This window comes from Sphingomonas sp. TREG-RG-20F-R18-01 (genome assembly GCF_022662475.1).
In the GTDB taxonomy this organism is placed as follows: Bacteria; Pseudomonadota; Alphaproteobacteria; order Sphingomonadales; family Sphingomonadaceae; genus Sphingomonas.
Map to the genome: position 1 here is coordinate 310670 of NZ_JAKNQQ010000004.1, position 26285 is coordinate 336954.

A 26285-nucleotide genomic window follows, 5' to 3' on the forward strand; every position below is an offset into this window, starting at 1 on the left:
GGTCTTGCCTCAGAATGCTGCGATAATCCACTTCACAGACGCGGATCAGTCGGCGAGCGCTTCGCCCATATGACGGATTGCCGCGATCTTGGCATGGAATGGTGCCCAGTCGTCGCGCTGGTCGATCGCCGACCAGATCGCCTCGACCTCGTCGATCAGCATCGAACACGGTGCGCCGGACCAATAGGCATGATCGCGGGGCTTGCGCGCTGTATAGCCGACCAGAGCGGCTCGAGCCGCCGCGAAGGCGTCGTCCGCGGGTACGGTCCCGCCAAAGGCGTCGAAGAAGAAGCGGTCGATGCCGATCCCGCTCTGTGTCATCCCCTGTTCGATCGCCTGGATCAGCGCGCGGTCGCGCGTCGAATCCCGCGGGACCACGCCCACCCGCCACAAAATCGCCTCGGACACCGCGCGCTGATAGCGTTCCGGGAAGGTTTCGAGAATGTCGATCAGCGGCTGCGCCTCGCTGACGGTGCGCAGCGCGACCGCAAGCTGCATCGCGTTCCAGTGGATCGCCTCGGGCTGGCGACCGAACGCGTAGAGCCCGGCATGGTCGAAATAGGCGGCGGTGAAGGCCGGGTCCCAGGTGGGGGCCCAGCGCCACGGTCCGTAATCGAAACTCTCGCCGGTCACGTTGATGTTGTCGGTGTTGAGCACGCCGTGGACGAACCCCGCGGCCATATAGCTTGCCGCCAGCGTGGCCGTCCGCCCGACGACGCGATCGAGCAGCCGGGCGGCCGCATCGTCGCCTGGTTCCTCGCCATACAGGTTGCGCAGGACATAGCCGACCAGGCGCGTCATGTTGTCGGCATCGCGGTCGTAGGCAAGCCGCTGGAACGTGCCGATGCGGATATGGCTATGGCTCAGGCGGACGAGCACCGCCGCGCGCGTCGGCGACGGCTCGTCGTTGCGCTCGAGCTGTTCGCCGGTTTCGATCAGCGAGAAACTGCGCGATGTCGGCACGCCCAGCGCTTCCAGCATTTCGGTCGCGAGAACCTCGCGCATGCCGCCCTTGAGCGTCAGCCTCCCATCGCCGAAGCGGCTCCACGGCGTCGTGCCCGACCCTTTGGTCGCGAGGTCCATCAATCGGTCGCCGGTGTCGCGCAGCTGTGCGAACAGGAAGCCGCGGCCGTCGCCGATCTCGGGATTGTAGTTGCGGAACTGGTGCCCGTGGTAGCGCAGCGCCAGCGGCTCGACGAGGCTGCCCGGCATAGGCTCGAATCGTCCGAAATGCTCGATCCACTCGCCCCCGCCGAGTGTTTCCAGCCCGACCTCGGCAGCGGCGCGATCGTTCCGAAAACGCAAGTGCGTTTCGGGGAAATTCGCTGGCGTGACCGGATCATAGAAAGCGTCGCCGAGATCGAGGATCGCGGTTTCGGGGCGGTAGGCTTGCGGGGTCGTGTCCATGCGTGGATATGGAGGGCGCCAACCGCAGGACGCAACCATGCCACCCTATGAAAACCGATATTGGTGGTCCAACGATGGATTGCGGCTGCATTATCGTGACTATCCAGGCCCGTCCGAGCGCCCGCCGATCCTGTGCCTCCCCGGGCTGACCCGCAACGCGCGCGACTATGACGATCTCGCGCAACGGCTGTCGCCGCGATGGCGCGTGATCACGGTCGATCTGCGCGGGCGCGGCGACAGCGGCTATGCCAAGGATCCCATGACCTATGTCCCGCTGACCTACGTGCAGGACATCGAGGGGTTGCTCGGGGAGCTGGGCGTGTCACGCTACATCGCGTTCGGGACGTCGCTCGGCGGGATCGTCGCGATGCTGCTGGCCGGCACCGCGCGCGAGACGCTGATGGGCGTGCTGCTCAACGACGTCGGTCCCGAGATCATGCCCGAGGGGCTGTCGCGGATCCGCAGCTATGTCGGCAAGTCGAATACCTGGCCGACCTGGCTCCACGCTGCCCGTGCCGTGGCGGAGGCGAATGGCGACGTCTATCCGCAGTTCCAGCTGGAGGACTGGCTGGCGATGGCGAAGCGGCTGTACCGGCTCAACAGCGCCGGGCGGATCGTGCTCGATTACGACATGAAGATCGCCGAACCGTTCCGCGTTCCCGGCAACGAGGCCGGACCGGACATGTGGCGCGCGCTCGACGGGTTGAAGACCGTGCCGACGTTGCTGGTGCGCGGGGCGACGTCCGACGTGCTCGCGGCGCCGGTTGCCGAGCGGATGGCCGGGATGCTGGAGCAGGGCGAGCTCCTCACCATTCCCGACACCGGCCACGCGCCGACGCTGGATGAACCGGCGGCGATCGCGGCGATCGAGCGGTTGCTCGCGCGGATCCCGGCGGAACCCGCTTCGGGCTGACTGGTGCGAAAAGATCCGCGACGAAACCGGGCGGCGTGCGGAAGACTTTGCGCCCGGCATACCCTACATGCCCGACCTTCACGCCGCGGAACCAGGAGTCTGAATGACCTTCCCTCATGATGCGCTGATCTTCACTCCCGCCGACGTCGATTTGACCAAGTCCCCGCTCGCCGGGCAGATCGATGCCGAAACCTATGTGCTCGGCGCGTTCAACCCGGGAATGACGCGGCTGCCGAACGGCAACCTGCTGCTGATGGTGCGGATCGCCGAGGCGTTGCGGACGCCGATCAAGGACCAGCAGATCCACGCGATCCGCTGGCACGATGGCGGCTATTGCCTCGATGCCTGGCCGCTCGACTTCGTCGACACCGCCGACCCGCGCAAGTTCATGATGCGCGGCGGCGGCTGGAAGGTGATGGCGCTGACGTCGCTGTCGTGGCTGCTCCCGGTCGAACTCACCGCCGACGGGACGCAGGTCGTGACGGTACATTACGACAAGGCGATCGCGCCGCGAGCATCCTACCAATGCTACGGCGTCGAGGATGCGCGGATCAGCAAGGTCGGCGATCGCTATCTGATGACGACCTGTTCGGTCAGCCCGGAGCGGCATTCGACCACGCTGTACAGCTCGGACAATGCGCTCGACTGGACGCTCGAGGGGATCGTGCTCGATCACCAGAACAAGGACATGCTGATCTTCGAAGGGCTGGTCGACGGCAGATACTGGGCACAGACGCGGCCCTTGGGCGACCTGTATTTCGCGTACCCCCCGGGGAGCGAATGGCGCGCGGGGCCATCGATCAACCTCGCGACCTCGCCCGATGCTTTGCACTGGAAGCCGCATGATCGGCCCGGCATCCGCCCGCATGCCGCGACCATGGCGACCGCGCGCATGGGCGGCGGCACCCCGCCAATCCTGATCGACGCGCCCGATGGCGGCGGCTGGCTGAGCCTGTGGCACGGGGTCGAGCCGATGGGCGTGGTGGGGGTTTACCGCACCTATTGGTCGCTGCTCGACCGCGAAGACCCGAGCCGCGTGCTCCGCACCAGCCACGATCCGCTGATCGAGGCGAACCCGACGCTGACCGATCCGTTGCGCGAACAGATGTATATCGACAATGTCGTGTTCACGACCGGGATCGCGGATGCGGGCGACCATTATGTGGTTGCCAGCGGGGAGGCGGATCTGGCGTGCCGGATCTCGCATGTGCCCAAGACGCTGTTCGACTGACCTGCCGTCAACGCGGCGGTCTCATGGCCGCTGCGAAACCATAGCTGTTCTCCCGCGAAGGCGGGAGCCCAGGAGTCGCAAGAACTTCAAGCCGTTGTTTTGCGTGGCCCTGGATTCCTGCTTTCGCAGGAAAACAGCTCCAAATCAGTAACGCATGAATTTGTAGAGGTCTCACCTTCGCCGGGGCAACGGTGGCGTGGCGAGGCGAGGATGGGGCTGGTTTTGCGCGACGGAGTCGGTAAGCACTCCGGGAAATGCGCCCCGTCAACATCCTCCACCTCCACTCGACCTTCTCGCTCGGCGGGAAAGAGGCGCGCGCGGTCCGTCTGATGAACGCGTTCGGCGCGAACGCGCGGCATACGATCGTGTCGAGCATGGACGGCCACTATGGCGCGCAAACGGCGATCGCGCCCGGCATCGATTACGAGATCGCGCAGAACCCGCCGCCGCTGACCGGCGGCCCCTCGGTCCAGCGCTATGAGGCGATCGCGGCGTACATGAGCCGGTTCGATCTCGTGCTCACCTACAATTGGGGCGCGATCGATGGGGTGATGGCGAAGCGCGTGGCGTCCAAGGGAATGCCTCCGGTCGTGCATCACGAGGACGGCTTTAACGCCGACGAGGCCGACGGGCTCAAGCCGCAACGCAACCTTTATCGCCGTTTCGCGCTGACCAAGGCCGAGGCGCTGGTGGTTCCGTCCGAGACGCTCGAGCAGATCGCGCTGAAGGTCTGGAAGCAGCCGCGCGGTCGCGTCCATCGCATCGCCAACGGGATCGACACCGCGCTTTACGCGCGCAAGCCCGACCCCAAGGCGATCCCCGGCTTCAAGCGCAAGCCGGGGGAGGTCGTGATCGGCACGCTTGCTGGCCTGCGCGAGGTCAAGAACCTGCCGATGCTGGTCCGCGCGGTCGGGGGCCTGTCAGGCCGTGTGCGGCTGGTGATCGTCGGCGAAGGGCCCGAGCGTCAGGCAATCCTCGACACCGCCGAGCGGATGGGGATGGAGAGCCAGCTTGTGCTGCCGGGCTTCCTGCCCGAGCCGCACCGTTACATCGGGCTGTTCGACATCCTGGCGCTGTCCTCCAGGAGCGAGCAGTTCCCGATCTCGGTGATCGAGGGGATGGCGGCGGGGCTGCCGATCGTCGCGACGCCGGTCGGCGACATCCTGAAGATGGTCTCGCCCGACAACCACAGTTTCATCGAACGGCGCGATCATGAGGTCGCGCTGCGCGACTCCCTGCAGACGCTGGTGACCGCAACACCCGAGCAACGCGGTTGGCTGGGCGAGAAGAACCGCGCGAAGGCGGCCGCGGAATATGATGAAGCGAGCATGATTGCGCGCTATGGCGCGCTCTATTCCAGCGTGCTGGGCCGTCCCGGCGCGTTGGCTTAATTCGCGATTTGCCGCGCAGGGCATCCAGAGCGTATATCGAAACGTATGTTAGTCCGGGAGCCGTTCACTTGTTCAAAGGTTTGAAGCCCATCGTTTATGGAGGCCGCGAGGTCTGGCCGCTCGTCGAGGGCGGCAAGGGCGTCGCCGCGACCAATCACGCGAGCGCTGGCGCCTGGGCGGCGGCCGGCGGGATCGGCACCGTCTCGGCCGTGAATGCCGACAGTTATGATCCCGACGGCAAGATCATCCCGCAGATCTACAAGGCGCTGACCCGGCGCGAGCGGCACGAGGAACTGATCGACTACGCCATCGAGGGCGCGGTCCAGCAAGTTCGCAAGGCGTTCGACATCGCCGGCGGCAAGGGTGCCATCAACATCAACGTGCTGTGGGAGATGGGCGGCGCCCAGCGGATCCTGCACGGCGTGCTCGAGCGGACCCGCGGGCTTGTCTCGGGCGTCACCTGCGGCGCTGGCATGCCGTACAAGCTGAGCGAGATCGCCTCGTCCTATGAGGTCAGCTATCTCCCGATCGTGAGCTCGGGCCGCGCCTTTCGCGCCTTGTGGAAGCGTGCCTACTCCAAGGCAGCCGAATATCTGTCGGCGGTGGTCTATGAGGATCCGTGGCTCGCGGGCGGGCACAATGGCTTGTCGAACGCCGAGGATCCGTTGCAGCCGCAGGACCCTTACCCCCGCGTGAAGGCGCTGCGCGACACGATGCGCGAGGGCGGGATCTCGGATGACGTCCCGATCGTGATGGCGGGGGGTGTCTGGTATCTGCGCGACTGGTCCGACTGGATCGACAATCCCGAACTCGGTTCGATCGCATTCCAGTTCGGTACGCGTCCGCTGCTGACGCAGGAAAGCCCGATTCCGGAGGACTGGAAGGCACGGCTGACCAACATTCAGGAAGGCGAGGTGCTGCTGCATCGCTTCTCGCCGACCGGCTTCTATTCGAGCGCGGTGCTCAACCCGTTCCTCCGCCATCTGCAGTCGCGCTCGGAACGGCAGATCGCCTTTTCGACGCAAAGTGCGGGCGACCATACGTTCCAGCTCGACGTCGGCGTGAAGGGCAAGAACTTCTGGGTCACGCGCAACGACCTGCTGCGCGCGCGCGAGTGGTTCGGGGCGGGCTTCACCGATGCCCTCAAGACGCCGGACAATACGCTCGTGTTCGTCACGCCCGAGGACAAGGGCGTGATCCGCAAGGACCAGGCGGATTGCATGGGCTGCCTCAGCCAGTGCTCCTTCTCGTCCTGGTCGGATACCGAAACCAATTCGACCGGTCGTCTCGCCGATCCGCGCAGCTTCTGCATCCAGAAGACGCTGCAGAACATCGCGCACGGCGGCGACGTCGAGCAGAACCTGATGTTCGCCGGGCATGGCGCCTATCAGTTCAAGCGCGATCCGTTCTATTCCAACGGGTTCGTGCCGACGGTCAAGCAGCTGGTCGATCGCATTCTGACCGGCGACTGATCACTGGCTGCGATCTTTCGTAACAGGCTGATTCGGTAAATCTTTACCCCCTGCGCGCTACGGCCCGGGGGGTGAGCGTACCCGTGTTTCTGACCGTCGATACCGAGCTGATGTGGCGCCACCACGCCGCACGCCTGCCGGTCGACGCCCTTTTCGCGCGGTCGTTCGAGCCAGCGGGCGTCGGGGTTTCGCACATGCTCGAAACCCTGTCGCGCTACGGGCTGAAGGCGTGCTTCTTCGTCGATCCGATGCCGGCGCTGGTGTTCGGGCTCGGGCATGTCCGCCGCGTCGTCGAGACGATCCTCGCGGGGGGCCAGGAGGTCCAGCTCCATCTCCATCCCAATTGGTCGGGCGCGGCGGTCGGCGATGGCGGTGCGACCTATAGCCGCTTCCAGATGGTCGAATATACGCGGGACGACCAGACCGCGCTGATTGGGGGCGCGCTCGACCTGTTGATGGCGGCGGGTGCCCCACGGCCGGTGGCGTTTCGGGCAGGCTCCTATGCCGCAAACGACGATACGCTGCGCGCGTTGGCACGGCACGGGATTGCGTATGACAGCAGCCACAACGGCAGCGAACACCCCTGGCCAAGCCAGATCGACCTGTCGATCCGGCAGATCGCGCCAGTGGAGCGGTTGGGCGTCATCGAGGTGCCGGTCACGCTGATCGAGGAACGCCCGGGGCAAATGCGGAATTTCCAAATTTGCGCGCTGTCGCTCGGCGAGATGCGCGCGGCGCTCGATCACGCGCTTGCGCGCGACCATGCGGCGGTGACGATCGTGACGCATGGGTTCGAACTCGCCAATCGGTCGGGCACACGGCTTAATGCCGTACATGTGCGGCGATTCGAAGGGGTGTGCGCGGCGCTCGCGGAGCGGGCGGACGCGATGCCGACGGTGCATTTCGCGGACTTACCGGCATTGCGCACGGGCCACGCGGATACGCCGCTGTCGCCCGACCCGCTGCGCACGCGGTGGCGGCAGGCGGAGCAACTGTGGTCGAACCTGGTGGCGGAGCGCGTGGGGTGAGGGGCGCCGGGTAGCTTCCTTTTCTTTTTCGCGCTTCCCCGGCGAAGGCCGGGGCCCAGTAGCGGAGGTCATGCCAACTTAGCGCAGCGGTCGCATTCCACTGTATCGCTACTGGGCCCCGGCCTTCGCCGGGGAAGTGGTGGGAGGGGGGACCGGGCGCAGCGTATCCCCGCCCCACGCAATCCCCCTCGTTCCCTCGACCCGGACCACGCGCTACACACCCGCGATGCACCTGCGCACCCAAGCCCTGATCCTCGGCGTCCGTCACCACGGCGAGCATGGCGCGATCGTCCGCGCGCTTACCCCTGACGACGGGCTGCAGGCGGGCTATGTCCGCGGCGGGCGGTCGAGCCGGATCCGGCCGATTCTGCAACCCGCCAACCGCGTTATGGGCGAATGGCGCGCGCGGACTGACGACCAGCTCGCGAGCCTGACGGTCGAACTCGTCATCAGCCGCGCGCCGCTTTACGCCGAGCCGCTGCCAGCGCTCGCGCTCGAATGGGTCACCGCGCTGACGGCGGCGGCGTTGCCCGAGGCTTTGCCCTATCCGCGGATCTATCTCGCGCTCGACGCGGTGATCGAGGCGATCGCGCTCGCCCCCGCCGCGCGCGGATGGGCGCTGACGCTCGCGCGCTACGAGCAGTTGCTGCTCGCCGAGCTCGGCTATGGTCTCGACGACGACGTGCTGCCCCCCGCGTTGACCGATCCCGATGCCAACGAATGGCCCGAAATCCTCGCCGCGTTGCGCATCCTGGGGGAGGCGCTGGGCGCGCAAATCCTGGCGGACCGGCGCGCCGTGACGCTGGAAGCCCGCGCGCGGCTGGTCGATCGGCTCAAAAGGGCGGTTGCGTGATCCGCCAAGGGTCGGCATGGCCGCGCCTTCGAAACACGGATCGGGACGGAAAATGGCACTGATCGCAATCCTCGCCGGAGACGGCATCGGCCCCGAAGTCACGCACGAAGCGCGCCGCGTGCTCGAGGCGCTCGGGCTCGACCTCACGTTCGAGGACGGCCTCGTCGGCGGTGCGGCGTATCGCAAGACCAGCCACCCGCTCCCGCCCGAGACGCTCGAGCTCGCGCACCGCGCGGACGCGATCCTGTTCGGCGCGGTCGGCGATCCCGACATGGACGGGCTCGAGCGGTCGGTGCGGCCCGAGCAGGCGATCCTCGGGCTGCGCAAGGAACTCGGCCTGTTCGCCAACATCCGGCCCGCGACGATGCTGCCGGGGCTCGAGGAGTCGTCCGCGCTGCGCCCAGAAATCGCGCGCGCGATCGACATGGTGATCGTCCGCGAGCTGACCGGCGACGTCTATTTTGGTGAAAAGAGTCGTGGCTTCACGCACACTGGCCTTCGCGAAGCGCAGGACATGATGCGCTACGACGAGGTCGAGATCGCGCGGATCGTACGCGTCGGGTTCGAGATGGCGGCGCGGCGGGGCCGGATGCTGACCTCGGTCGACAAGGCCAACGTCCTCGAGACGTCGCAGCTGTGGCGCGAGATCGTCAACGAGATCGCGCGCGACTATGCCGAGGTCAAGCTGACCCACATGTATGTCGACAATGCCGCGATGCAGCTGGTCCGCAACCCGGGGGCGTTCGACGTGATCGTGACGAGCAACCTGTTCGGCGACATCCTGTCCGACCAGGCGAGCATGTGCGTCGGGTCGATCGGGATGCTCCCGTCGGCGTCGCTCAACGACTGGCAGGGAACGTGCGGGCTGTACGAGCCGATCCACGGGTCGGCGCCGGACATCGCGGGGCAGGGCAAGGCGAACCCGTGCGCGGCAATCCTGTCGGCGGCGCTGTTGCTGCGGCATTCACTGTCGGATGACGCTTCTGCGGAGCGGATCGAGCATGCGGTGCGCGCGGCGATCGCGGATGGCGCGCGGACGGTGGATCTGGGCGGGGCGCTGACGACCGCACAGATGGGCGATGCGGTACTGGCGGCGCTGAAGTGACCGCTTTCTGAAGCCCCTCCCCTTCAGGGGAGGGGTTGGGGGTGGGGCAGTTCAGCAGAACAGGTCTCTCTGCGAGGCACTTCCCCACCCCAACCCCTCCCCTGAAGGGGAGGGGCTAAGAAGAAGTGCCTCACTCCTCCCCTGAGGGGGAGGGGCTTTAGAAATCACCCGATCACGGTCTTGAGGTTCATGAACTCATGCAACCCGTACGGCCCAAGCTCCCGCCCGTGGCCCGACCGCTTCACCCCGCCGAACGGCGCTTCCGGCGACGACGCGAGCATCGCATTCACCGCGATCATGCCAACCTCGAGATCGCGCTCGAACCGCGCGCGTTCGTCCGCGTCGTTGGTCCACACCGACGAGCCGAGCCCGAACGGCACCGCATTGGCCAGCGCGATCGCCGAATCGATATCCTCGGCCTTGAACAGCATCGCAATCGGCCCGAACAGTTCCTCATGCGCGACCGCATGATCGAGCGGCACGTCGACCAGAATCCCCGCCGACATATACGCCCCCTTCCCGGGAAGCGCCTCGCCGCCGAACAACAGCTTCGCGCCCGCCTGTTCGAACAGCTTGAGCTGGCCAAGCACGGTCTGGCGCTGCTCCTCGCTCGACAGCGGCCCCATCGTGCTGTCGGCATCGAGCGGGTCGCCCGCGACCACCGCCTGCATCCCCGCCGAGAACTTCTCGAGGAACGTGTCGTAGATATCGGCATGGACGATCATCCGCTTGGCGCAGATGCACGACTGGCCGGTGTTCTGCACCCGCGCGGTCACCGCTTGCTTGACCGCCTCGTCCAGGTCGGCGGACGGCATCACGATGAACGGATCGGATCCGCCGAGTTCGAGCACGACCTTCTTGAGCGCGCGCCCCGCCGCCTCAGCAACCTTCATGCCAGCGCCTTCGCTCCCGGTGAGCGTCACCGCGACGATCCGGTCGTCCGCGATCAGCGCGGCGACCTTGTCCGACTTGATCGCGAGGTTCTGGAACAACCCCGCCGGGCCGCCCGCCGCGATCACCATCTCCTCGAGCGCAGCGCCGCAGCCCTGGACGTTCGACGCATGCTTGAGCAACCCGACATTCCCCGCAAGGATCGTCGGCGCCATGAAGCGGACGACCTGCCAGTAGGGGAAGTTCCACGGCATCACCGCGAGCACCGGCCCCGTCGGATGCCACGTCGCGGTCGCATTCGGGAACGCGCGGGGTTCGAGCATCGCGGGGCCCTCCTGCGCATAGTGGCGGAACGCAGCGGCGCATTTCTCGACCTCGGACAGCGCGGAGGCGAGCGTCTTGCCCATTTCGCGCGTCGCGATCTCGGCGAGCCGGTGCGCATTGGCATCGAACTGCTCGGCGATCTTCTCGAGCAGCGCGGCGCGCGTCGCGACATCGGTCAGCCGCCACTCGCGGAACGTCGCTTCGGCGCGCGCGACCCTGGTCTCGATCTCGTCCCCGGTCAGCTCGGGATAGCTCTCACCGGGGGCTCCGGTGGCGGGGTTGATACTGGTAAACATGGAAATCGCTCCTGCGGGGAAGCCCAGAGATGGGATTGCGACCATCAAACGCAAAGTCTTGGCGACGTATCCTTGACCCCCGTCGCATGCCTGCCGCATAGGTTGCTCATGGATATACCGATCGAAGAGCTGACGTTCGAAGCGGCGTTGAAGGAACTGGAGGGGATCGTGTCGAGGCTCGAAAGCGGCGATGCGCCGCTGGACCAGGCGATCGCGCTCTACGAACGTGGCGACAAGCTGCGCCGGCGTTGCGATGACCGTCTCAACGCGGCACAGGCGCGGATCGAAGCGATCCGTACCGATAGCGAGGGGCGGGCCATCGGCACGCAGCCCTTTGCGGCAGGTTGACCCCGTGACCATAGCGCCCCTGTTGCTCGCCGAGGCCCTGTCCGAGGTTGGCACCGACATCGACCAGCGGCTCGATTCGCTGATCGCCATTCCCGACGACGCCCGCGCGCCGCTATACCGCGCGATGCGCCATGCCGCGATCGGCGGAGGCAAGCGCCTGCGCCCGTTGCTGGTAATGGCGACCGGGCGGTTGTTCGCGGTCGATCGGGATTGCGTCGGACGTGCCGGCGCGGCGATCGAATGCGTCCACGTCTATTCGCTGATCCACGACGATCTGCCCGCGATGGACAATGACGACATGCGGCGCGGCAAGCCAACCGTCCACAAGGCGTTCGACGAAGCCACCGCGATCCTCGCGGGCGATTGCCTGCATGCGCTGGCGTTCGAGATCCTTGCCGATCCCGCAACCCATGCCGATCCGTTCGTGCGCAGCGAACTCGTGCTCGATCTGGCGCGGGCGGCGGGGCCGGCGGGCATGGCTGGCGGGCAGGCGATGGACCTCGAAGCGGAGAAGACCACCTTCGATCTGCCGACCGTCACGCGGTTGCAGGCGATGAAGACCGGAGCGTTGATCGCCTGTTCGGTGGAGGCCGGCGCGATCCTCGGCAAGCTGCCGCCCGAGGGGCGCACGGGCCTGCGCGGGTATGCGCGCGACCTGGGGCTCGCGTTCCAGATCGCCGACGACATCCTCGACGTCGAGGGCGACGAGGCCGCGGTCGGGAAGAAGCTCCACAAGGACGCCGGGGCCGGCAAGGAAACCTTCCTCTCACTGCTCGGCCTGCCGCGCGCGCGCGAACAGGCGCGGATGCTGGTAGACCAGGCGATCGCGCATCTCCACGCGTTCGGCCCCGAGGCCGATCTGCTCCGCGAAATCGCCCGCTTCACGCTCGAGCGCGATCGGTGACGATCCGCACCGGGGTCTACCCCGGCACCTTCGATCCGGTGACGCTCGGGCACATGGACATCATCCGCCGCGGCGCGAAGCTGGTCGACCGGCTGGTGATCGGCGTGACCACCAACCCGTCCAAGTCGCCGATGTTCACGATCGACGAGCGGATGGCGATGGTCCAGCGCGAGGTCGAGGGGGTCGAGGGCGAGATCCACGTCGTCAGCTTCGATTCGCTGCTGATGGACTTCGCCGAGCGCGAGGGGGCGAGGGTCATCGTTCGCGGACTGCGCGCGGTCGCCGATTTCGAATATGAGTATCAGATGGCCGGCATGAACCAGCAGATCAATCCGCGGGTCGAGACGGTGTTCCTGATGGCGGACGTGTCGCTCCAGCCGATCGCCAGCCGGCTGGTCAAGGAGATCGCGCTGTACGGCGGACCGATCGACCGGTTCGTCACGCCGGCGGTCGCGGCCGAGGTCGCGGATCGCGTCGATCGCATCGGGCGGAAGGGCGAGGCGCACCGCCTTCGCCCCTGAAAATACCCGTGGCCCTATTATGGTCGCTTTCGCGCGGCATCTGCCGTCATACGGCTGCGGTGACGTTCACGTTGGCGCAAGCGACGACTTGGTCTAAGCGACCTTTCACCGAGATTTTTCGCGGGGACATGATGCGTTTCGTTGCCACCCTTCTTGCCTTCATCCTCGCGCTGGTTTCCGGCCCCGCTTTCGCCGCCAAGAAGGAGAAGGTGCAGGTCAAGGACGCCAAGGTGGTGACCACCGGTCGCCCGCCCGTCCCGTCCGTGACCGACCCCGCGAACCTGTGGTATCTGGACCTGTCGACCGGCGGTCGTGTCGTCATCTGGCTGCGGCCGGATGCAGCGCCCAAGATGGTCGAGCGGGTGAAGTTGCTGACCAGTCAGCATTTCTACGATGGCCTGCTGTTCCACCGCGTGATCGAAGGGTTCATGGCGCAGACCGGCGACCCGAAGGGCGACGGCACCGGCGGTTCGACCCTCCCGAACGTCCCCGCCGAGTTCAACTGGCTGCCGCACGTCCGCGGCGCGGTGTCGGCGGCCCGGGAGGGAGCGCCGGAGGGCGCCTCGGTCGAGGACGTCGCCAAGGCCGAGAACAGCGCCAACAGCCAGTTTTTCATCGTGTTCAACCCGACGATGAAGCTCGACAAGAAATATACGGTGTTCGGTCGCGTGATCTCGGGCATGGAATATGTCGATGCGGTTGCGCGCGGTGAGCCGCCGACGGCGCCGTCGCGGATCCTTCACGCCTATCTCGGCACGGATAATCCCCCGGCTTACGTCCCTGCACCGCCCATGCCCGCGGCACCCGCGGCATTGCCGACCGCCGCTCCCGCGTTCAAGCTTGCGCCCCGGGCCAAGCCAGTCGCCACGCCGCGCAAGAAGGCGGCGTAATCCGCCAGCCGGTGCGGCGCGCTAAAGGAGCGTCATGAAAGTCGACCTGTTCGATTTCGCGCTGCCGCCCGAGCGGATCGCGTTGCGCCCCGCCGTGCCCAGGGATTCGGCGCGGATGCTTGTGCTGGACGGCGCGGCGACACGGGATCGTTCGGTTGCCGACCTTCCCGCTGAACTGCGGGCGGGCGATCTGCTCGTGTTCAACGATACGCGGGTGATCCCGGCCCAACTGGAGGGGCGGCGCGGCGATTCGAAGATCGGCGCGACGCTTCACAAGCGCGAGGGGCCACGGCGCTGGCGCGCCTTCATCCGCAATGCCCGCCGGTTGAAGCAGGACGATGCGATCGATTTCGGGGCGGGCGTCATTGCGCGTGCGCGCGACCGCGGGGACGATGGCAGTTTCGCGCTCGACTTCGAGGGGGACGAGCCAGTCGAGGTGCTGCTCGAGCGCGCGGGCCGGATGCCGTTGCCGCCCTATATCGCCGCGCGCCGTCCCGCCGACGCGCAGGACGCGGACGATTACCAGACGATGTTTGCAGCCGAGAAGGGCGCGGTGGCCGCGCCGACCGCGGCGTTGCACTTCACGCCCGGTCTGCTTGCCAACCTCGCGGCCGCCGGGGTCGAGCATGCGACGCTGACGCTGCATGTCGGGGCAGGAACGTTCCTGCCGGTCAAGGCAGATGACACCACGAAGCATCGCATGCATGCCGAATGGGGGCGGATCGACGCGGCGACGGCCGACCGGCTCAACACCGTGCGCGCACGCAGTGGGCGGGTGATTGCGGTCGGCACGACCAGCCTGCGACTGATCGAAAGTGCGGCGGATGCGGCGGGTGTGATCAAGCCGTTCGAGGGCGATACCGCGATCTTCATCACGCCGGGATATCGCCTTCGCGGGATCGACGGGCTGATGACCAATTTTCACCTGCCGCGGTCCACCTTGTTCATGCTCGTCAGCGCGCTGATGGGGATCGAGCGGATGCAGAACGCCTACGACCACGCGATACGCGACGGATACCGATTCTACAGCTATGGCGATGCCAGTCTGCTGTTGCCGTCGAAGGGCTGAGGATGCGTCTGGTCGTTGTCGCGATACTAGGGTTGAGCGTCATGGCCGCGGGGAGCGCAACCGCGCAGACCATGCCGCCGGTCGCCGCAGCGCCGGTTGCGCCCGCCCAGCCGACCGCGACGATCGTCGCCGAGCCAGCCGCCGTGTTCATCGCCGCCTGCGACCAGAATGGCGATGCGCGTACCAGCCGCGCGGAACTCGATGCTTGCGTTGCGCGCAGCTTCGCACGGATCGATACGGCGAACAGCGGGACGATCGGGTATATCGGCTATGCCGATTGGGCGCTGCTGTGGCTGGGGGACCGCAACGCCTTGCCGAGCCCGTTCGGCGTCGACGCCAACCAGGACAATCGCATCACGGTGGCTGAACTGCAGGGCGAATTCGGGCGCCTGTTCGAGCGGTTCGACCTCGACCGCGATGGCATGGTGACGCGCGCGGAATTGCTGACGATCCGTAGCGGGTTGCGGCCCGTGGACACGGGCAAGCGCAAGCGCAAGCCGTAGCGATTGCGGATGGCCCACCTCCGCGCGATCCGTGCAAAGCCGAAGCGGCCGGATCCGCGCCGGTTTTCCGACCGTGCCGGAAACCAGCGGGCGGGGATCGTTCGCCAACCTCGCACGCTATCATAGGAGCGCGGACTCATGGGGGATCCGCGCTATCGGTTGGTCATCTTCGATTTCGACGGCACCCTGGCCGACAGCGGCGACTGGTTCCTGTCGACCGTCGACCACCTCGCCGATCGCTTCAAGTTTCGCCGCGTTTCCCGCGATGAGGTCGAGGCACTGCGCGGCAAGAGCACCCGGGACGTGATCCGCCATCTCGGCATTCCGCGCTGGAAGCTCCCCGCGATGGGGCGCTATCTGCACGGCTTGCTGGCGCAGCAGACTGACCGGATCGCCTTGTTCGAGGGCATTCCGCGCGTCTTGCACGCGCTTCGCGAGGGCGGCGTGCGGCTGGCGTTGGTGACCTCCAACGCGGAGCAGAATGCGCGTGCGATCCTCGGCCCGCATGCGGCGCTGTTCGAGCGGCTCGAATGTGGCGCGTCGTTGTTCGGCAAGGCGCGATGCTATCGGCGCGTGATCCGACAGAGCCGCGTGATGGTCTCCGACGTGCTATCGATCGGCGACGAGACGCGCGACATCCAGGCCGCGCACAAGGTGGGGATTGCGTCGGGCGCGGTGTTGTGGGGCTATGCGCACCCGGACGCGCTGGTGGAGATGCGCCCCGACCTGGTGTTCGCGACGCCAGAGCAGATCGTGCAGCGGGTGCTTGCCGACCCGTCGATCCCATATATCGCGTGACTTGCCGTCTACCGCGTTGCTAATTGCAACCGATGTCCGATGCTCCCGATGCCGCAGCCCTGCTGGTGCAGGATCTCCAACCGACGACGCACAAGGGGTTGGTCTATCCCTTTGGCGGGCGGGAGCCGGAATCGGGGGCAGCGCTGCCGGTCGCGCCGGGCATTCGCTGGGTGCGGCTGCACATTCCCGGACCGTTGCGGCATGTCAATTGCTGGCTGCTCGACGACGTTGACGATCGCGGCGAGGGCGTCGCGTTGGTCGACACCGGGATGAATACCACCGAGGCGCGGGATGCATGGAAGACGCTGTGGCGGGACCCGCTGTCCGGCGTCCGCGTGACGCAGATGATCGGGACGCATTTCCACCCCGACCATATCGGGCTGGCGGGATGGATGTGTGATCGCCACGACGCGCCGCTGGTGATGACCCGCGGCGAATGGCTGACCGCGCGGATGCTGATTGCGGATGCGCGCGATGCCGTGCCTGAGGAAATGCTCGCCTTCTGGCGTGGTGCGGGGTGGGACATGGCGCAGATTGCGCATGCCGAAGCGCGCGGCTGGGCCGGTTTCCGAAAGATCGTCACGCCATTGCCGCTCGGTTACCGGCGCATCGCGCAGGGCGACACGCTGACGATCGGCGATGTCGCGTGGCACGTCGTCGTCGGGTCCGGTCACAGCCCGGAACACGCGTGCCTGTACGATCCGGTCGGCAGGGTTCTGATCGCGGGAGACCAGGTATTGCCGCGAATCAGCCCGAACGTATCGCTCGGCGTGACCGAACCGGAGGCGGATCCGCTAGGGGAATGGTTCGCGTCGATTGCGCGCCTTCGGCAGCTTCCCGACGATCTGCTCGTGCTGCCCGGGCATGGCGATCCGTTTACCGGATTGCACCGCCGGCTGGAGGCGATGGACCGCGAACATCGCGAACGGCTGGACGAACTCCATGCGTTTCTCGACGAGCCGCGCCGCGCGATCGACTGTTTCGGGCGCCTGTTTCGCCGGGCGATCGGTCCCGACATGCTCGGCATGGCGACCGGCGAGGCACTGGCGCATCTCCGGCGGCTCGAGGTCGAGCGACGGGCGAAACGGGAGATGGTCGAAGGCGTGTGGTGGTTTCACGCCGCATGACACCAAAGCGCGCGGTGTCCCGGTAGCGCGACCGGGGGGGCGGCGTGCCGAAGCCATTCCGTTCACCCCCTTTTCGGCCTAGCCTGATCCAAAGCCGGCAGGCGAATCAGCAGGAGAGGCCTATGTGCGACGAGCATACCACAGCCGATAACGACGCATTCCTGGGCGGCAGCGCGATCTCGCGCCGCCAGTTCGGTACGATGACGGGCGCAGCGGGGCTTGCGATGCTGTTGCCGGGGCCCGCCAACGCCGCGCCGATCAATGGCCGCGACGTCGCGGTCACGACACCCGACGGCACCGCCGATGCATATTTCGTCGCGCCTGCCGCGGGAAAGCATCCCGCCGTGCTGATCTGGCCCGATATCATGGGCTTGCGTCCCGCCTTCCGGCAGATGGCGGATCGGCTCGCGCAATCGGGTTACGCGGTGCTCGTCGTCAATCAATTCTACCGCTCGACCAAGGCGCCGTTCCTCGCGCCGGGTGAGTCCTATGACCAGCCCGAAGTCCGCGCCAAGATCATGCCTTTCACCAAGGCGCTGAGTTCGGCGGGTACGGTCCGCGATGCGATCGCCTTTACCAGCTTCCTCGATGCGCAACCGCAGGTCGACCGCAAGCGCGGGATGGCCTCGACCGGCTATTGCATGGGCGGTCCGATGGTGATGCGCACCGCGGCGGCCGTACCCCAGCGGATCAGGGCCGCCGCGACCTTCCACGGTGGCGGCCTGGTCGGGACCGAGGCGGACGCGCCTGACAAGCTGATCCCGCAGATGAAGGCGGCCTATCTGATCGCGATCGCGGAGAATGACGATCAGCGCGCGCCGACCGACAAGGATACGTTGCGCGCGGCCTTTGCGACGGCGAAACTACCTGCCGAGATCGAGGTCTATACCGGCACCAAGCACGGTTGGTGTCCGCCTGACAGCCGGGTCTACAACGCCGCGCAGGCCGACCGGGCATGGGGTCGGATGCTGGGGTTGTTCGGGCGAACGCTGTAAACGCGATTGACCCGACCTAGAGCTCGTGTTCTACTCCTGTTCCTGGGCGATTCGGGAGAGAAACAATGGCGCTGACGCTCTATACCAACCCGGCATCACGTGGCCGGATCGTGCGATGGATGCTCGAAGAAGTCGGCGTTCCGTACGAAACGGTCGTGCTCGATTATGCGTCGAGCATGAAGGACGCGCCGTATCGCGCGATCAACCCGATGGGATAGGTGCCCGCGATCGTCCATGACGGTCATGTGGTGACCGAGTGTGCAGCAATCTGCGCGTATCTCGCGGATGCGTTTCCCGAGGCCAGCCTAGCGCCGGCTCTGACGGAACGGGCGGATTACTACCGCTGGATGTTCTTTGCGGCCGGCCCGATCGAGCATGCGGTCACCAACAAGTCGCTCGGGACCATTCCCAACGAACAGCAACAGCGGATGGCCGGCTATGGTACGTTCGACCTGGCGATGGATACGCTGGCCAAGGCGATCACGATCAACCCGTATTTCGCGGGCGACCGTTTCAGCGCGGCCGACGTCTATGCCGGATCTCAACTGATCTGGGGGCTGCAATTCGGTCTGATTTCAGCCAATCCCGTGTTCACGGCATACGTCGAGCGTGTAACCGACCGCCCCGGGTACAGGCGCGCGGCGCAGATCGACGATGCGCTGATCGCTGCCGCGGCCGCGCCCGCTGCGCCTGCGGCGGTTGGGTAGCGGAAGGGGAAGCACGGTCGGTGCGGTGCGGGGCACGTCGCCGTGCGACGGATCCTTCGGCCAGGTCCGCGGGGCCGGCGACGGCACCGACTTCAGCGACCAGCGCGCGGTTTCAGGTCGGCAAGGCGGCCGGCAAGCGCAGTCATTACCTCGGCGCGCCAGTGCGACGTACCGGTCGACCAGCAGGCGATTTCTTCGAGGGTACGACCACATCCGGTACATATCGCGGCTGCCGGATCGATCCGGCAGGTCGAAACACAAGGACTCTCGACCGGCGTGGCGACTGCCGGTTCGCCGAGCGGTGCGATGGGCGACCCGCTCAGTAGGTCAGCCGGGCCAACAGGAAGTTGGGAACCGGACCGTTCCAGTCACTGTCGGCGAACGATCGCTCATCCGCCGCCGGCACGCGGTCCTGTGGCGGCGCGACGGGCTCGGCGCGCTCTGGCCGGTCGCGACGCGGCGTACGGTCGCGGGTGGGCTGTTCACGGCGCGATCGTACGGGGGACGGGGCTGCAACGGCTTCCACCACGGGATCTTCCGGGAGCGACGGCTCGGTGACTAGAGCCGCTACGTCGGCTTCGCTACCGAGGTTCGCGACCGCAGGATCGCTCTTCGCCTTGCTGCGGCTGCGACGCTTCTTCGGAGCGGCTGGCGCTTCTTCCAGCGCAGCCGGCTCTTCCACGACCGGCGCGGCCTCGGAGGTCGCATAGCGCTCGATCTTAAGGCCGGTCAGCTTTTCGATGTTCTGGATGTTCTCGGCGTCGTCCGGCGTTGCGAACGTGAACGCAATGCCCGTCGCACCCGCACGCCCGGTGCGCCCGATGCGATGGACGTAATCGTCCGGATGCCATGGCGCATCGAAATTGAAGACGTGGCTGACGCCCTTGATGTCGATCCCGCGTGCGGCGACGTCGGACGCGACGAGGATATTGACCTCGCCCTTCTTGAACCGGTCCAGTTCCGCGATGCGTTGCGATTGTTCCATGTCGCCGTGAATCTCGCTCGATGCAAACCCGGCGCGCTGGAGCGCCTTGTTGAGTTCGCGGACGGTCGTCTTGCGGTTCGAGAAGATGATCCCGGTCTTGACATCTTCCGAGCGCAGCAGCTTCATCAGCGTGTCGCGCTTCTTCGCGGCGGTAACGTTGACCAGCCACTGCTTGATGTTGACGTTGGCGGTCGCGGGGCGGGCAACTTCGATCGTCTTGGGATTGGCGAGAAACTTGTCCGCGAGCTTCTTGATCGGCGGCGGCATCGTGGCCGAGAACAACAAGGTCTGGCGCGTCTTGGGCAGTTTGGTGCAGATTTCCTCGATGTCGGGGATGAACCCCATGTCGAGCATCCGGTCGGCCTCGTCGATGACCAGCATCGAACACCCCGTCAGCAGGATCTTGCCGCGCCCGAACAGGTCCATCAAACGACCCGGCGTCGCGATCAGCACGTCGACGCCCTTTTCGAGCGCGGCGGTCTGGTCCCCCATCGACACGCCGCCGATCAGCAGTGCCATCGAGAGCTTGTGATATTTGCCGTATTTCTCGAAATTCTCGGCAACCTGTGCGGCGAGCTCCCGGGTCGGCTCGAGGATCAGCGTGCGTGGCATGCGGGCGCGGCTGCGCCCCTCGCCAAGAATGTCGATCATCGGCAGGACGAAGGCGGCAGTCTTGCCGGTGCCCGTCTGTGCAACGGCAACGAGGTCCTTGCCCATCAGGATCGACGGGATCGCGCTCGCCTGGATCGGAGTCGGCTCGGTATAGCCGGACTCGTTGACGGCGCGCTGGAGTTCGTCGGAAAGGCCGAGATCGGCAAAGGTCATGCGGTGTCCGGAATGATCGTCCGGGCGAAAGCGCCCGTAAACGACGTAGAGCGCTTGCGGATTGGGCGCCAATTGTCAAGGTAAAGGGCGATATTCAGCGTTATCGCTTTGCTTCGAGACGCTTGAACCCGTCGATCTTGCAAACGCTGCCCGATCTCGACCGGATGGAGTCGCGATCGGCACAGATCAGCCCATCGCTGGTTTGCTTGAGATACAGGCCGGAATAGAAATCGAGCGCAGGACAGCGGTCCTCCAGCTCGGCGCGCAGTCGGGTGCCATCGGCGATGATGAGGTCCACGCTGTCGGCCCCGGTGATGACCGCGCCCTCGAGCAATTCGGCGGCGATGCACTTCGGGCCCCGCTTTTCGGCCCAGCGGATCGCTCGGGTGGGCATCGATTGCTGCACCGGGTGGCCGCCAAGAACGCGCGGGATCCGGATGATGATCCGCTGGTGGATCGTCACCTGTGCAAGTTCGACGCGTTCGATCGGACCCTCCACCACGGACGCGGTCGGCGCAAGCGCAAGCATCAAGGCGAGAGGAAGGACGACGTTGGTCATGGGTAACGGCGGCGTTACCCTACCGGATTGAACCGTTGCTGAACTGAAAGATTTGCAATGGCGGCAGAACCTCTGAAACGGCGCGAAGCGCGGCGATCAAAGGACGATCGCTACGCCCACGATTACTGCCCACATCAGCAGCGAAATCAAGCTCGCGATCAACATCCCGGTTCCGGCGGAAAGTGTCCGGCCGTGCGTCAAGGGCGTCAGGCGCCGTGCGTGTGTCCAATCAGTGCGCATCCTCAATGCTCCCGTACGAGCCCTTCTTTCGTGGAGTCTCTGCTCCATGATTTTCGTGGAGTCTCTGCTCCATGATTACAGTGGTTAACGAGCAGTGGAAGTCTTTGTTCACGGTATCGCTCCCACGACGATCGCAAGCATACGCTGCATCGCACCATTTACGGTGGGCCCCAAGCGAGGCGATGGAGCCGGGAAGGTTTGCAGGAAAGGATGAACACATCGTGCGGATCGGTCCGAGAAGCCTGTTCTCGAAGTCGCCCGAGCGAAAGGCACTTGCAGCGGACGAGGCCCAAAGGTGACATGCAGGTGTTGTCTTGCAACCGACAATCACGTTCGCAGATGCGGCGCGAAAGCTGAATATTTTTTCATATTGGTTGGTCTCGACGGAGCCCGTCCCCCTGCTACGGGGCGGACCATCGTCCGATTCCGGGACACTTTGAGCCGCAGCGATCGAATCATGGTCAGGAGCGACCCGACGCGCGGGTCGCGACGACCGCAAGAAAGGTCCCGCCCCGCTGTCGATCGACAACGCGCCGTCGCGTCGACAAGCGTCCGGTTGCGCCGTACCAGATCTTGGCCAATCACGGCATCGATGGCGGGCGGCTCAGACTCCATGCGGATAAGGCACGATTGATGCGGTGGCCGCTCCTGCTTCTGGCGCTCGTGTCCGGCTGCGCGGAACCGCAGCGCGGGCCGATTCGACGCGGCGGGATCGTTTCGACCAACCCGTGCGCGGATGCGATGCTCGTCGATCTCGCGCCGGAACGGATAAGGGCGATCAGTCGCTATTCGCAGGATCCGACGGCGAGTTCGCTGCCGCTGGACGTTGCGCGCCGGTTCTCCACGACTGCCGGAACCGCCGAGGAGGTGATCGCGCTGCACCCGGCGCTGGTCGTCACGTCCAGCTTTACCCCGATTGCGACACAGGCCGCATACCGTCGTGCAGGACTGCCCGTCTTGACCCTCGACTCCCCCCGAAGCGTGGCAGCCAGCGAGGCGCAGATCAGGACCCTGGCGGAAGCGGTCGGTGAGCCGCAGCGGGGCAGGGCAATGGTTGCGCGGATCGATGCAGTGCTCGCAGCGGTGCCGCGGCGGACGCCTGCGATCGATGCGCTGTTGTTTCTGGGCGGGTCGCTGGCCAATGGTCCGGGCAATCTCCTTGATGAGTTGATGCGACGGGCGGGCTTTGCCAATGCCGCGCAGCACTACGGGCTCACCTACAGCGCGTCCGTCACCATGGAGACGATCGTCGCCGCGCCGCCTGCGCTGCTACTCGAACCCGGGCCGACGCGCGGCGCGATGGTGCGCGGAAAAGTGCTCGCGCGTATGGGCGCGGCGACCCGGTTGGCAACGATCCCGCGAGCCCTTCTCAATTGCGGGGGACCGTCGATCGTTCCCGTGATCACCCGGCTTGTGGCGATCCGGAGGACCTTTGGATGATCCGCCAACATTTGGTTCTCGTTTTGCTGGTCGTTGCCGGCTTCGCCCTGTCTCTTATGGCGGGCAAGTTGTGGATCGCACCGAACGTCTGGATGGGGGCTGGGCGCGACGGAGCGATCCTGCTGGAGCTGCGCTTACCACGCGCGCTGCTCGGCCTCGGGATCGGTGCGATGCTCGGTCTGTCCGGGGCGGTGCTGCAGGGGTATCTGCGCAACCCGCTCGCCGATCCCGCGGTGATCGGCGTGTCGTCCAGTGCGGCGCTGGGGGCGGTCGCGGCGATCGTCCTGGGCACCGCAGCCAGCCCCGTCGCGCTGTTTGCCTGCGCGATGGCGGCGGCGGCGGGGGCGATGGCGTTGCTCGCGGCGCTGACGTGGCGGCGGGCAAGCAGCGTGCAGTTCATCCTTGCCGGCACCGTGCTGGCCAGTCTGTCGGGTGCGCTGACCGCGTTTCTCATTTCGATCGCACCGAACCCCTATGCCGTCGCCGAGGTGCTCGACTGGCTGATGGGGGCGCTGACGGACCGTGGGATGGACGATGTCCGGAACGCGTCTCCCTTTCTGATCGTCGGCGGTGTGTTGCTGGCGATGACCGGTCGATCGCTCGATGCGCTCGGTCTGGGGGAGGAAACCGCGCGGTCGCTCGGCATACGCCTCGGTCGGGTGCAGACGCTGGTCGTCCTGGGAACCGGGCTGGGCGTGGGTGCCTGTGTCGCGGTGTCGGGCGTGGTGGGGTTCGTCGGGCTGATCGTGCCGCATGTGCTGCGGCCGTGGTTCGGCGCACGGCCGTCGCGGCTGCTGCTGCCGAGCGCTTTGGGCGGCGCGGCCCTGGTCCTGGTCGCGGACAGCCTGTGTCGGCTCGCGCCCGGCGTGGGCGAAGTTCGGATGGGGGTTGCGATGGCGATGATCGGCGCGCCGTTCTTCCTCTGGCTGTTGCTCCGGGGGCGCGTCCCATGGAGTTGATCGTTGCTGGCCTCGATGTCCGGCTAGGTGGACGGACGGTGTTGCGCGGGGTCGACGCGATGTTCCGACCGGGCCGGATCACCGCGATCCTCGGCCCGAACGGCGCCGGGAAAAGCAGCCTCGTAAAGACGATGGCCGCCCTGATCACGCCAGTCAGCGGCAGCGTGCAGCTTGGCGGACGCGATGTCGCCACGCTTGCACCGCGCGAGCGCGCGCGATCGATCGGGTACCTGCCGCAGGATGGCAGGGCGTATTGGGACGTGCCGGTACGCGACGTCGTCGCGCTCGGGCGCTTGTCGTATCGCAGCCCGTTCGCCGCGGAAGCGGCCGCCGATCGTGCCGCCATCGCGGAAGCGATGCGCGCGACCGGGACGACGGCGCTGGCCGAGCGCGGGATTGCCACGCTCTCGGGCGGGGAGCGTGCGCGGGTGCTGCTGGCGCGAACCCTGGCGGGAACCCCGGACTGGTTGCTCGCCGACGAGCCGTTGGCTGCGCTCGATCCGTCGCATCAGTTCGACATGCTCGATCGGTTGCGTGCCGTGGCGACGGCTGGTCGGGGCGTGGTGATCGTCCTGCACGATCTGCTTCACGCCGGGCGTGTCGCTGACGACGTGCTGTTGCTGCGCGATGGGCGTGTCGTTGCGCATGGACCGGTGCTGGAAACGATGACGGCCGCCCGCTTGAGCGCCGTGTTCGACATCGCGGTCTCCGTTGCGCTGGATGCGCACGGGCGCCCCGTCTGCATCGCGACCGGCCGCGGCTGAACCCCGGGCAGCGCTTGCCGCGGCGTGGAAACCGCTTATCGTCGCAGACACGGCCAATATGGCGTTGGATGAGGGGTGAACGATGGCAACGATCCTGGCGGGCGACGTAGGACCGAGCTTGCCCGACGCCGTGCCGGAGCCCAGCCGCCGCGACATCCAGCTGATCATCACCGCTTCGTCGCTGGGTACGATTTTCGAATGGTATGACTTTTTCATCTACGGGACGCTCGCCGCCTCGGGGATCATCGGCCGGACCTTCTTCCCCGCGCAGAGCGAGTTGCTCCAGACGCTCTATGCCTGGGCAGGGTTTGCGGTCGGCTTCGGTTTCCGGCCACTGGGTGCGATCCTGTTCGGGTTTCTCGGCGATCGTCTGGGCCGTAAATACACGTTTCTGGTCACGATCGCGATGATGGGCCTGGCAACGGCGGCGGTCGGCATGGTGCCTTCCGCCGCCGCGATCGGTCTGGCCGCGCCGTTTATCGTCATCGGCCTGCGAATCCTCCAGGGGCTTGCGCTCGGCGGCGAATATGGCGGCGCGGCGATTTATGTCGCGGAGCATTCGCCACCCGGCAAGAGTGGCTATTACACCAGTTTCATCCAGGCGAGCGTCGCCGGCGGGTTCATCCTCAGTCTGGTGGTGGTGCTGCTGACCAAGGGTGTCCTTGGCACCGCGGCCTGGACCGCCTGGGGTTGGCGGGTGCCGTTCGTCTTCTCGCTGCTGCTGCTGGCGGTATCGGTGTTCATGCGGCTCAAGCTGTCGGAAAGCCCGGTGTTCCGGCAGATGAAGGCCGCCGGAACGACGGCCCGCAACCCGTTCCTCGAAAGCTTCACCTATCCGGGCAATCTCAAGCGGCTGCTCGTCGCCTTGTTCGGGATCGCGGCCGGGCTGACGGTGATCTGGTACACGGCGATGTTCACCGTGCTGTCGTTCCTCGAGGGGCCGATGCGGGTCGACGAGACGACCGCGCAACTGATCGTCGGCGTCGGTGCGCTCGCTGGGCTCGGGTTCTTCGTCTTGTTCGGCCGATTGTCGGATCGCTATGGCCGCAAGACCCCGATCATTGTGGGCTATGCGCTGACCTTGATGCTGCTCTTCCCGATCTTCTGGGTCATGGGCAGTGCGGCCAACCCCGAGCTCGCCAATGCCGCCAAGCGCGCGCCGGTCGTCGTCTCGGGGCCTGCCTGTGCGTACAACCCGTTCGCCGCCAAGCAGGCGGACGCCTGCGGGCAGTTGCTAGACACCCTTTCAAAGAAGGGCGTGCCGTACAAGAAGGCGCATACGCCGGTCACGCTTGTCATCATCGGGGGATCCCCGGTCGACGACATGAGTACCTCCGGGCTCGACGCCGCTTTGACCAAGGCCGGCTATAATCTCGACCGCGTCGTACCGCGGCCGGGCAGCATCGCGCTGATCCTGGTCGCGATCCTGGCGCTCAGCGCGCTTTCCGGGATCACCTATGGTCCGGTCGCGGCGTTGCTGGCGGAGATGTTCCCACCGCGGATCCGGTATAGCTCGATGTGGATTCCCTATCATGTCGGTACCGGCTATTTTGGCGGTTTCCTGCCCTTCATCAGCCAGTTCATCGTCGCACGCACGGGCAACCCCTATGCCGGGCTGTGGTATACCTTCGCCGTCGTGGCGATGGCACTGGTGGTGACGACGCTCTGGCTGGAAGACATCCGCCCCGCCCGATCGAAGGCGGGCTAGCCGAATGCGGCTGGGCGCGTTACCCGCGCTTG

General features: G+C 66.3%; 25 protein-coding genes and 1 pseudogene. 21 read left to right on the forward strand and 5 right to left on the reverse strand.

What is annotated here, in order from left to right; all coding sequences use genetic code 11:
* Positions 1-45: 45 nt before the first annotated feature.
* On the reverse strand, positions 46-1407 hold the full coding sequence (locus tag L8K25_RS13645) for a protein adenylyltransferase SelO (RefSeq protein WP_242139536.1): 1362 nt from the start codon (positions 1405-1407) through the stop codon (positions 46-48).
* Between the two features lie 37 nt (positions 1408-1444).
* On the opposite strand from L8K25_RS13645, the gene L8K25_RS13650 reads away from it, so the two are divergent.
* From L8K25_RS13650 to leuB, 7 genes are all read left to right on the forward strand, one after another.
* Positions 1445-2320: an alpha/beta hydrolase gene (locus tag L8K25_RS13650; RefSeq protein ID WP_242139537.1), complete on the forward strand. Its 876-nt coding sequence runs from the start codon at positions 1445-1447 to the stop codon at positions 2318-2320.
* A gap of 103 nt (positions 2321-2423) precedes the next feature.
* On the forward strand, positions 2424-3551 hold the full coding sequence (locus L8K25_RS13655) for a glycosidase (RefSeq protein WP_242139538.1): 1128 nt from the start codon (positions 2424-2426) through the stop codon (positions 3549-3551).
* Positions 3552-3805: 254 nt separating this feature from the next.
* Positions 3806-4942 (forward strand): glycosyltransferase family 4 protein, encoded by a 1137-nt coding sequence (locus L8K25_RS13660; RefSeq protein WP_242139539.1) that lies wholly within the window; start codon positions 3806-3808, stop codon positions 4940-4942.
* 68 nt (positions 4943-5010) lie between these two features.
* Positions 5011-6414 (forward strand): nitronate monooxygenase, encoded by a 1404-nt coding sequence (locus L8K25_RS13665; protein ID WP_242139540.1) that lies wholly within the window; start codon positions 5011-5013, stop codon positions 6412-6414.
* 83 nt (positions 6415-6497) lie between these two features.
* Positions 6498-7442: a polysaccharide deacetylase gene (locus L8K25_RS13670; protein ID WP_242139616.1), complete on the forward strand. Its 945-nt coding sequence runs from the start codon at positions 6498-6500 to the stop codon at positions 7440-7442.
* A 226-nt stretch (positions 7443-7668) separates the two neighbouring features.
* Entirely contained in the window at positions 7669-8295 is a 627-nt protein-coding gene (locus tag L8K25_RS13675) for a recombination protein O N-terminal domain-containing protein (RefSeq protein WP_242139541.1), read from the forward strand.
* Between the two features lie 52 nt (positions 8296-8347).
* Positions 8348-9400: a 3-isopropylmalate dehydrogenase gene (gene leuB / locus L8K25_RS13680; protein ID WP_242139542.1), complete on the forward strand. Its 1053-nt coding sequence runs from the start codon at positions 8348-8350 to the stop codon at positions 9398-9400.
* A gap of 164 nt (positions 9401-9564) precedes the next feature.
* Here leuB and L8K25_RS13685 read toward each other — a convergent pair whose 3' ends face one another.
* Positions 9565-10911, reverse strand: coding sequence for an NAD-dependent succinate-semialdehyde dehydrogenase (locus L8K25_RS13685; RefSeq protein WP_242139543.1), 1347 nt, complete (start codon positions 10909-10911; stop codon positions 9565-9567).
* Between the two features lie 108 nt (positions 10912-11019).
* Here L8K25_RS13685 and L8K25_RS13690 point away from each other — a divergent pair, with 108 nt between their 5' ends.
* The 10 genes and pseudogenes from L8K25_RS13690 (at position 11020) to L8K25_RS13735 (ending at position 18773) form a co-directional block, all read left to right on the forward strand.
* On the forward strand, positions 11020-11259 hold the full coding sequence (locus L8K25_RS13690; RefSeq protein ID WP_242139544.1) for an exodeoxyribonuclease VII small subunit: 240 nt from the start codon (positions 11020-11022) through the stop codon (positions 11257-11259).
* 4 nt (positions 11260-11263) lie between these two features.
* Complete coding sequence (locus tag L8K25_RS13695) at positions 11264-12163, forward strand: polyprenyl synthetase family protein (RefSeq protein ID WP_242139545.1); 900 nt, start codon at positions 11264-11266, stop codon at positions 12161-12163.
* Complete coding sequence (coaD, locus tag L8K25_RS13700; protein WP_242139546.1) at positions 12160-12684, forward strand: pantetheine-phosphate adenylyltransferase; 525 nt, start codon at positions 12160-12162, stop codon at positions 12682-12684. Before L8K25_RS13695 ends, coaD begins: the two co-directional genes overlap by 4 nt.
* A 131-nt stretch (positions 12685-12815) precedes the next feature.
* On the forward strand, positions 12816-13574 hold the full coding sequence (locus tag L8K25_RS13705) for a peptidylprolyl isomerase (RefSeq protein ID WP_242139617.1): 759 nt from the start codon (positions 12816-12818) through the stop codon (positions 13572-13574).
* A gap of 34 nt (positions 13575-13608) precedes the next feature.
* Positions 13609-14643: a tRNA preQ1(34) S-adenosylmethionine ribosyltransferase-isomerase QueA gene (gene queA, locus L8K25_RS13710; protein WP_242139547.1), complete on the forward strand. Its 1035-nt coding sequence runs from the start codon at positions 13609-13611 to the stop codon at positions 14641-14643.
* A gap of 2 nt (positions 14644-14645) precedes the next feature.
* Positions 14646-15146 (forward strand): EF-hand domain-containing protein, encoded by a 501-nt coding sequence (locus L8K25_RS13715; protein ID WP_242139548.1) that lies wholly within the window; start codon positions 14646-14648, stop codon positions 15144-15146.
* Between the two features lie 138 nt (positions 15147-15284).
* A complete protein-coding gene (locus tag L8K25_RS13720) occupies positions 15285-15944 on the forward strand; it encodes an HAD hydrolase-like protein (protein WP_242139549.1) in 660 nt (219 codons plus the stop codon).
* 32 nt (positions 15945-15976) lie between these two features.
* Positions 15977-17071, forward strand: a complete 1095-nt coding sequence (locus L8K25_RS13725; protein WP_242139550.1) for an MBL fold metallo-hydrolase — start codon at positions 15977-15979, stop codon at positions 17069-17071.
* 122 nt (positions 17072-17193) lie between these two features.
* Positions 17194-18066: a dienelactone hydrolase family protein gene (locus L8K25_RS13730; protein ID WP_242139551.1), complete on the forward strand. Its 873-nt coding sequence runs from the start codon at positions 17194-17196 to the stop codon at positions 18064-18066.
* A 65-nt stretch (positions 18067-18131) separates the two neighbouring features.
* Positions 18132-18773: pseudogene (locus tag L8K25_RS13735) on the forward strand (glutathione S-transferase family protein).
* A gap of 92 nt (positions 18774-18865) precedes the next feature.
* Here L8K25_RS13735 and L8K25_RS22710 read toward each other — a convergent pair.
* From L8K25_RS22710 to L8K25_RS13750, 3 genes are all read right to left on the reverse strand, one after another.
* Positions 18866-19141 carry a DUF1289 domain-containing protein gene (locus tag L8K25_RS22710; protein ID WP_347341155.1) on the reverse strand — a complete coding sequence of 92 codons (276 nt, stop codon included), beginning with the start codon at positions 19139-19141 and terminating at the stop codon, positions 18866-18868.
* On the reverse strand, positions 19093-20583 hold the full coding sequence (locus L8K25_RS13745; RefSeq protein WP_242139552.1) for a DEAD/DEAH box helicase: 1491 nt from the start codon (positions 20581-20583) through the stop codon (positions 19093-19095). Before L8K25_RS13745 ends, L8K25_RS22710 begins: the two co-directional genes overlap by 49 nt.
* 100 nt (positions 20584-20683) lie before the next feature.
* Positions 20684-21142 carry a hypothetical protein gene (locus L8K25_RS13750; protein WP_242139553.1) on the reverse strand — a complete coding sequence of 153 codons (459 nt, stop codon included), beginning with the start codon at positions 21140-21142 and terminating at the stop codon, positions 20684-20686.
* Between the two features lie 873 nt (positions 21143-22015).
* Here L8K25_RS13750 and L8K25_RS13755 point away from each other — a divergent pair.
* From L8K25_RS13755 to L8K25_RS13770, 4 genes are all read left to right on the forward strand, one after another.
* The gene (locus L8K25_RS13755) at positions 22016-22822 is read left to right on the forward strand and encodes an ABC transporter substrate-binding protein (protein WP_242139554.1); all 807 of its coding nucleotides are present in this window, start codon (positions 22016-22018) and stop codon (positions 22820-22822) included.
* Entirely contained in the window at positions 22819-23781 is a 963-nt protein-coding gene (locus L8K25_RS13760) for an iron ABC transporter permease (RefSeq protein WP_242139555.1), read from the forward strand. The genes L8K25_RS13755 and L8K25_RS13760 overlap by 4 nt, the downstream gene beginning before the upstream one ends.
* Entirely contained in the window at positions 23772-24545 is a 774-nt protein-coding gene (locus tag L8K25_RS13765; protein WP_242139556.1) for an ABC transporter ATP-binding protein, read from the forward strand. Before L8K25_RS13760 ends, L8K25_RS13765 begins: the two co-directional genes overlap by 10 nt.
* 82 nt (positions 24546-24627) lie before the next feature.
* Positions 24628-26253 (forward strand): MFS transporter, encoded by a 1626-nt coding sequence (locus L8K25_RS13770; protein ID WP_242139557.1) that lies wholly within the window; start codon positions 24628-24630, stop codon positions 26251-26253.
* Positions 26254-26285: the final 32 nt, after the last annotated feature.

What these genes read in the sequence shown, in the direction of transcription:
- L8K25_RS13690 (WP_242139544.1), top strand. Translation starts at nt 11,020, where the DNA reads ATGGATATACCGATCGAAGAGCTGACGTTCGAAGCGGCGTTGAAGGAA.
- queA (WP_242139547.1), top strand. Translation starts at nt 13,609, where the DNA reads ATGAAAGTCGACCTGTTCGATTTCGCGCTGCCGCCCGAGCGGATCGCG.
- L8K25_RS13685 (WP_242139543.1), bottom strand. Translation starts at nt 10,911, where the DNA reads ATGTTTACCAGTATCAACCCCGCCACCGGAGCCCCCGGTGAGAGCTAT.
- L8K25_RS13750 (WP_242139553.1), bottom strand. Translation starts at nt 21,142, where the DNA reads ATGACCAACGTCGTCCTTCCTCTCGCCTTGATGCTTGCGCTTGCGCCG.
- L8K25_RS13755 (WP_242139554.1), top strand. Translation starts at nt 22,016, where the DNA reads ATGCGGTGGCCGCTCCTGCTTCTGGCGCTCGTGTCCGGCTGCGCGGAA.
- L8K25_RS13715 (WP_242139548.1), top strand. Translation starts at nt 14,646, where the DNA reads ATGCGTCTGGTCGTTGTCGCGATACTAGGGTTGAGCGTCATGGCCGCG.
- L8K25_RS13745 (WP_242139552.1), bottom strand. Translation starts at nt 20,583, where the DNA reads ATGACCTTTGCCGATCTCGGCCTTTCCGACGAACTCCAGCGCGCCGTC.
- L8K25_RS13705 (WP_242139617.1), top strand. Translation starts at nt 12,816, where the DNA reads ATGCGTTTCGTTGCCACCCTTCTTGCCTTCATCCTCGCGCTGGTTTCC.
- L8K25_RS13660 (WP_242139539.1), top strand. Translation starts at nt 3,806, where the DNA reads ATGCGCCCCGTCAACATCCTCCACCTCCACTCGACCTTCTCGCTCGGC.
- L8K25_RS13765 (WP_242139556.1), top strand. Translation starts at nt 23,772, where the DNA reads ATGGAGTTGATCGTTGCTGGCCTCGATGTCCGGCTAGGTGGACGGACG.
- L8K25_RS13655 (WP_242139538.1), top strand. Translation starts at nt 2,424, where the DNA reads ATGACCTTCCCTCATGATGCGCTGATCTTCACTCCCGCCGACGTCGAT.
- L8K25_RS13645 (WP_242139536.1), bottom strand. Translation starts at nt 1,407, where the DNA reads ATGGACACGACCCCGCAAGCCTACCGCCCCGAAACCGCGATCCTCGAT.
- L8K25_RS13770 (WP_242139557.1), top strand. Translation starts at nt 24,628, where the DNA reads ATGGCAACGATCCTGGCGGGCGACGTAGGACCGAGCTTGCCCGACGCC.
- leuB (WP_242139542.1), top strand. Translation starts at nt 8,348, where the DNA reads ATGGCACTGATCGCAATCCTCGCCGGAGACGGCATCGGCCCCGAAGTC.
- L8K25_RS13730 (WP_242139551.1), top strand. Translation starts at nt 17,194, where the DNA reads ATGTGCGACGAGCATACCACAGCCGATAACGACGCATTCCTGGGCGGC.
- L8K25_RS13725 (WP_242139550.1), top strand. Translation starts at nt 15,977, where the DNA reads ATGTCCGATGCTCCCGATGCCGCAGCCCTGCTGGTGCAGGATCTCCAA.
- L8K25_RS13760 (WP_242139555.1), top strand. Translation starts at nt 22,819, where the DNA reads ATGATCCGCCAACATTTGGTTCTCGTTTTGCTGGTCGTTGCCGGCTTC.
- L8K25_RS13720 (WP_242139549.1), top strand. Translation starts at nt 15,285, where the DNA reads ATGGGGGATCCGCGCTATCGGTTGGTCATCTTCGATTTCGACGGCACC.
- L8K25_RS13650 (WP_242139537.1), top strand. Translation starts at nt 1,445, where the DNA reads ATGCCACCCTATGAAAACCGATATTGGTGGTCCAACGATGGATTGCGG.
- L8K25_RS13675 (WP_242139541.1), top strand. Translation starts at nt 7,669, where the DNA reads ATGCACCTGCGCACCCAAGCCCTGATCCTCGGCGTCCGTCACCACGGC.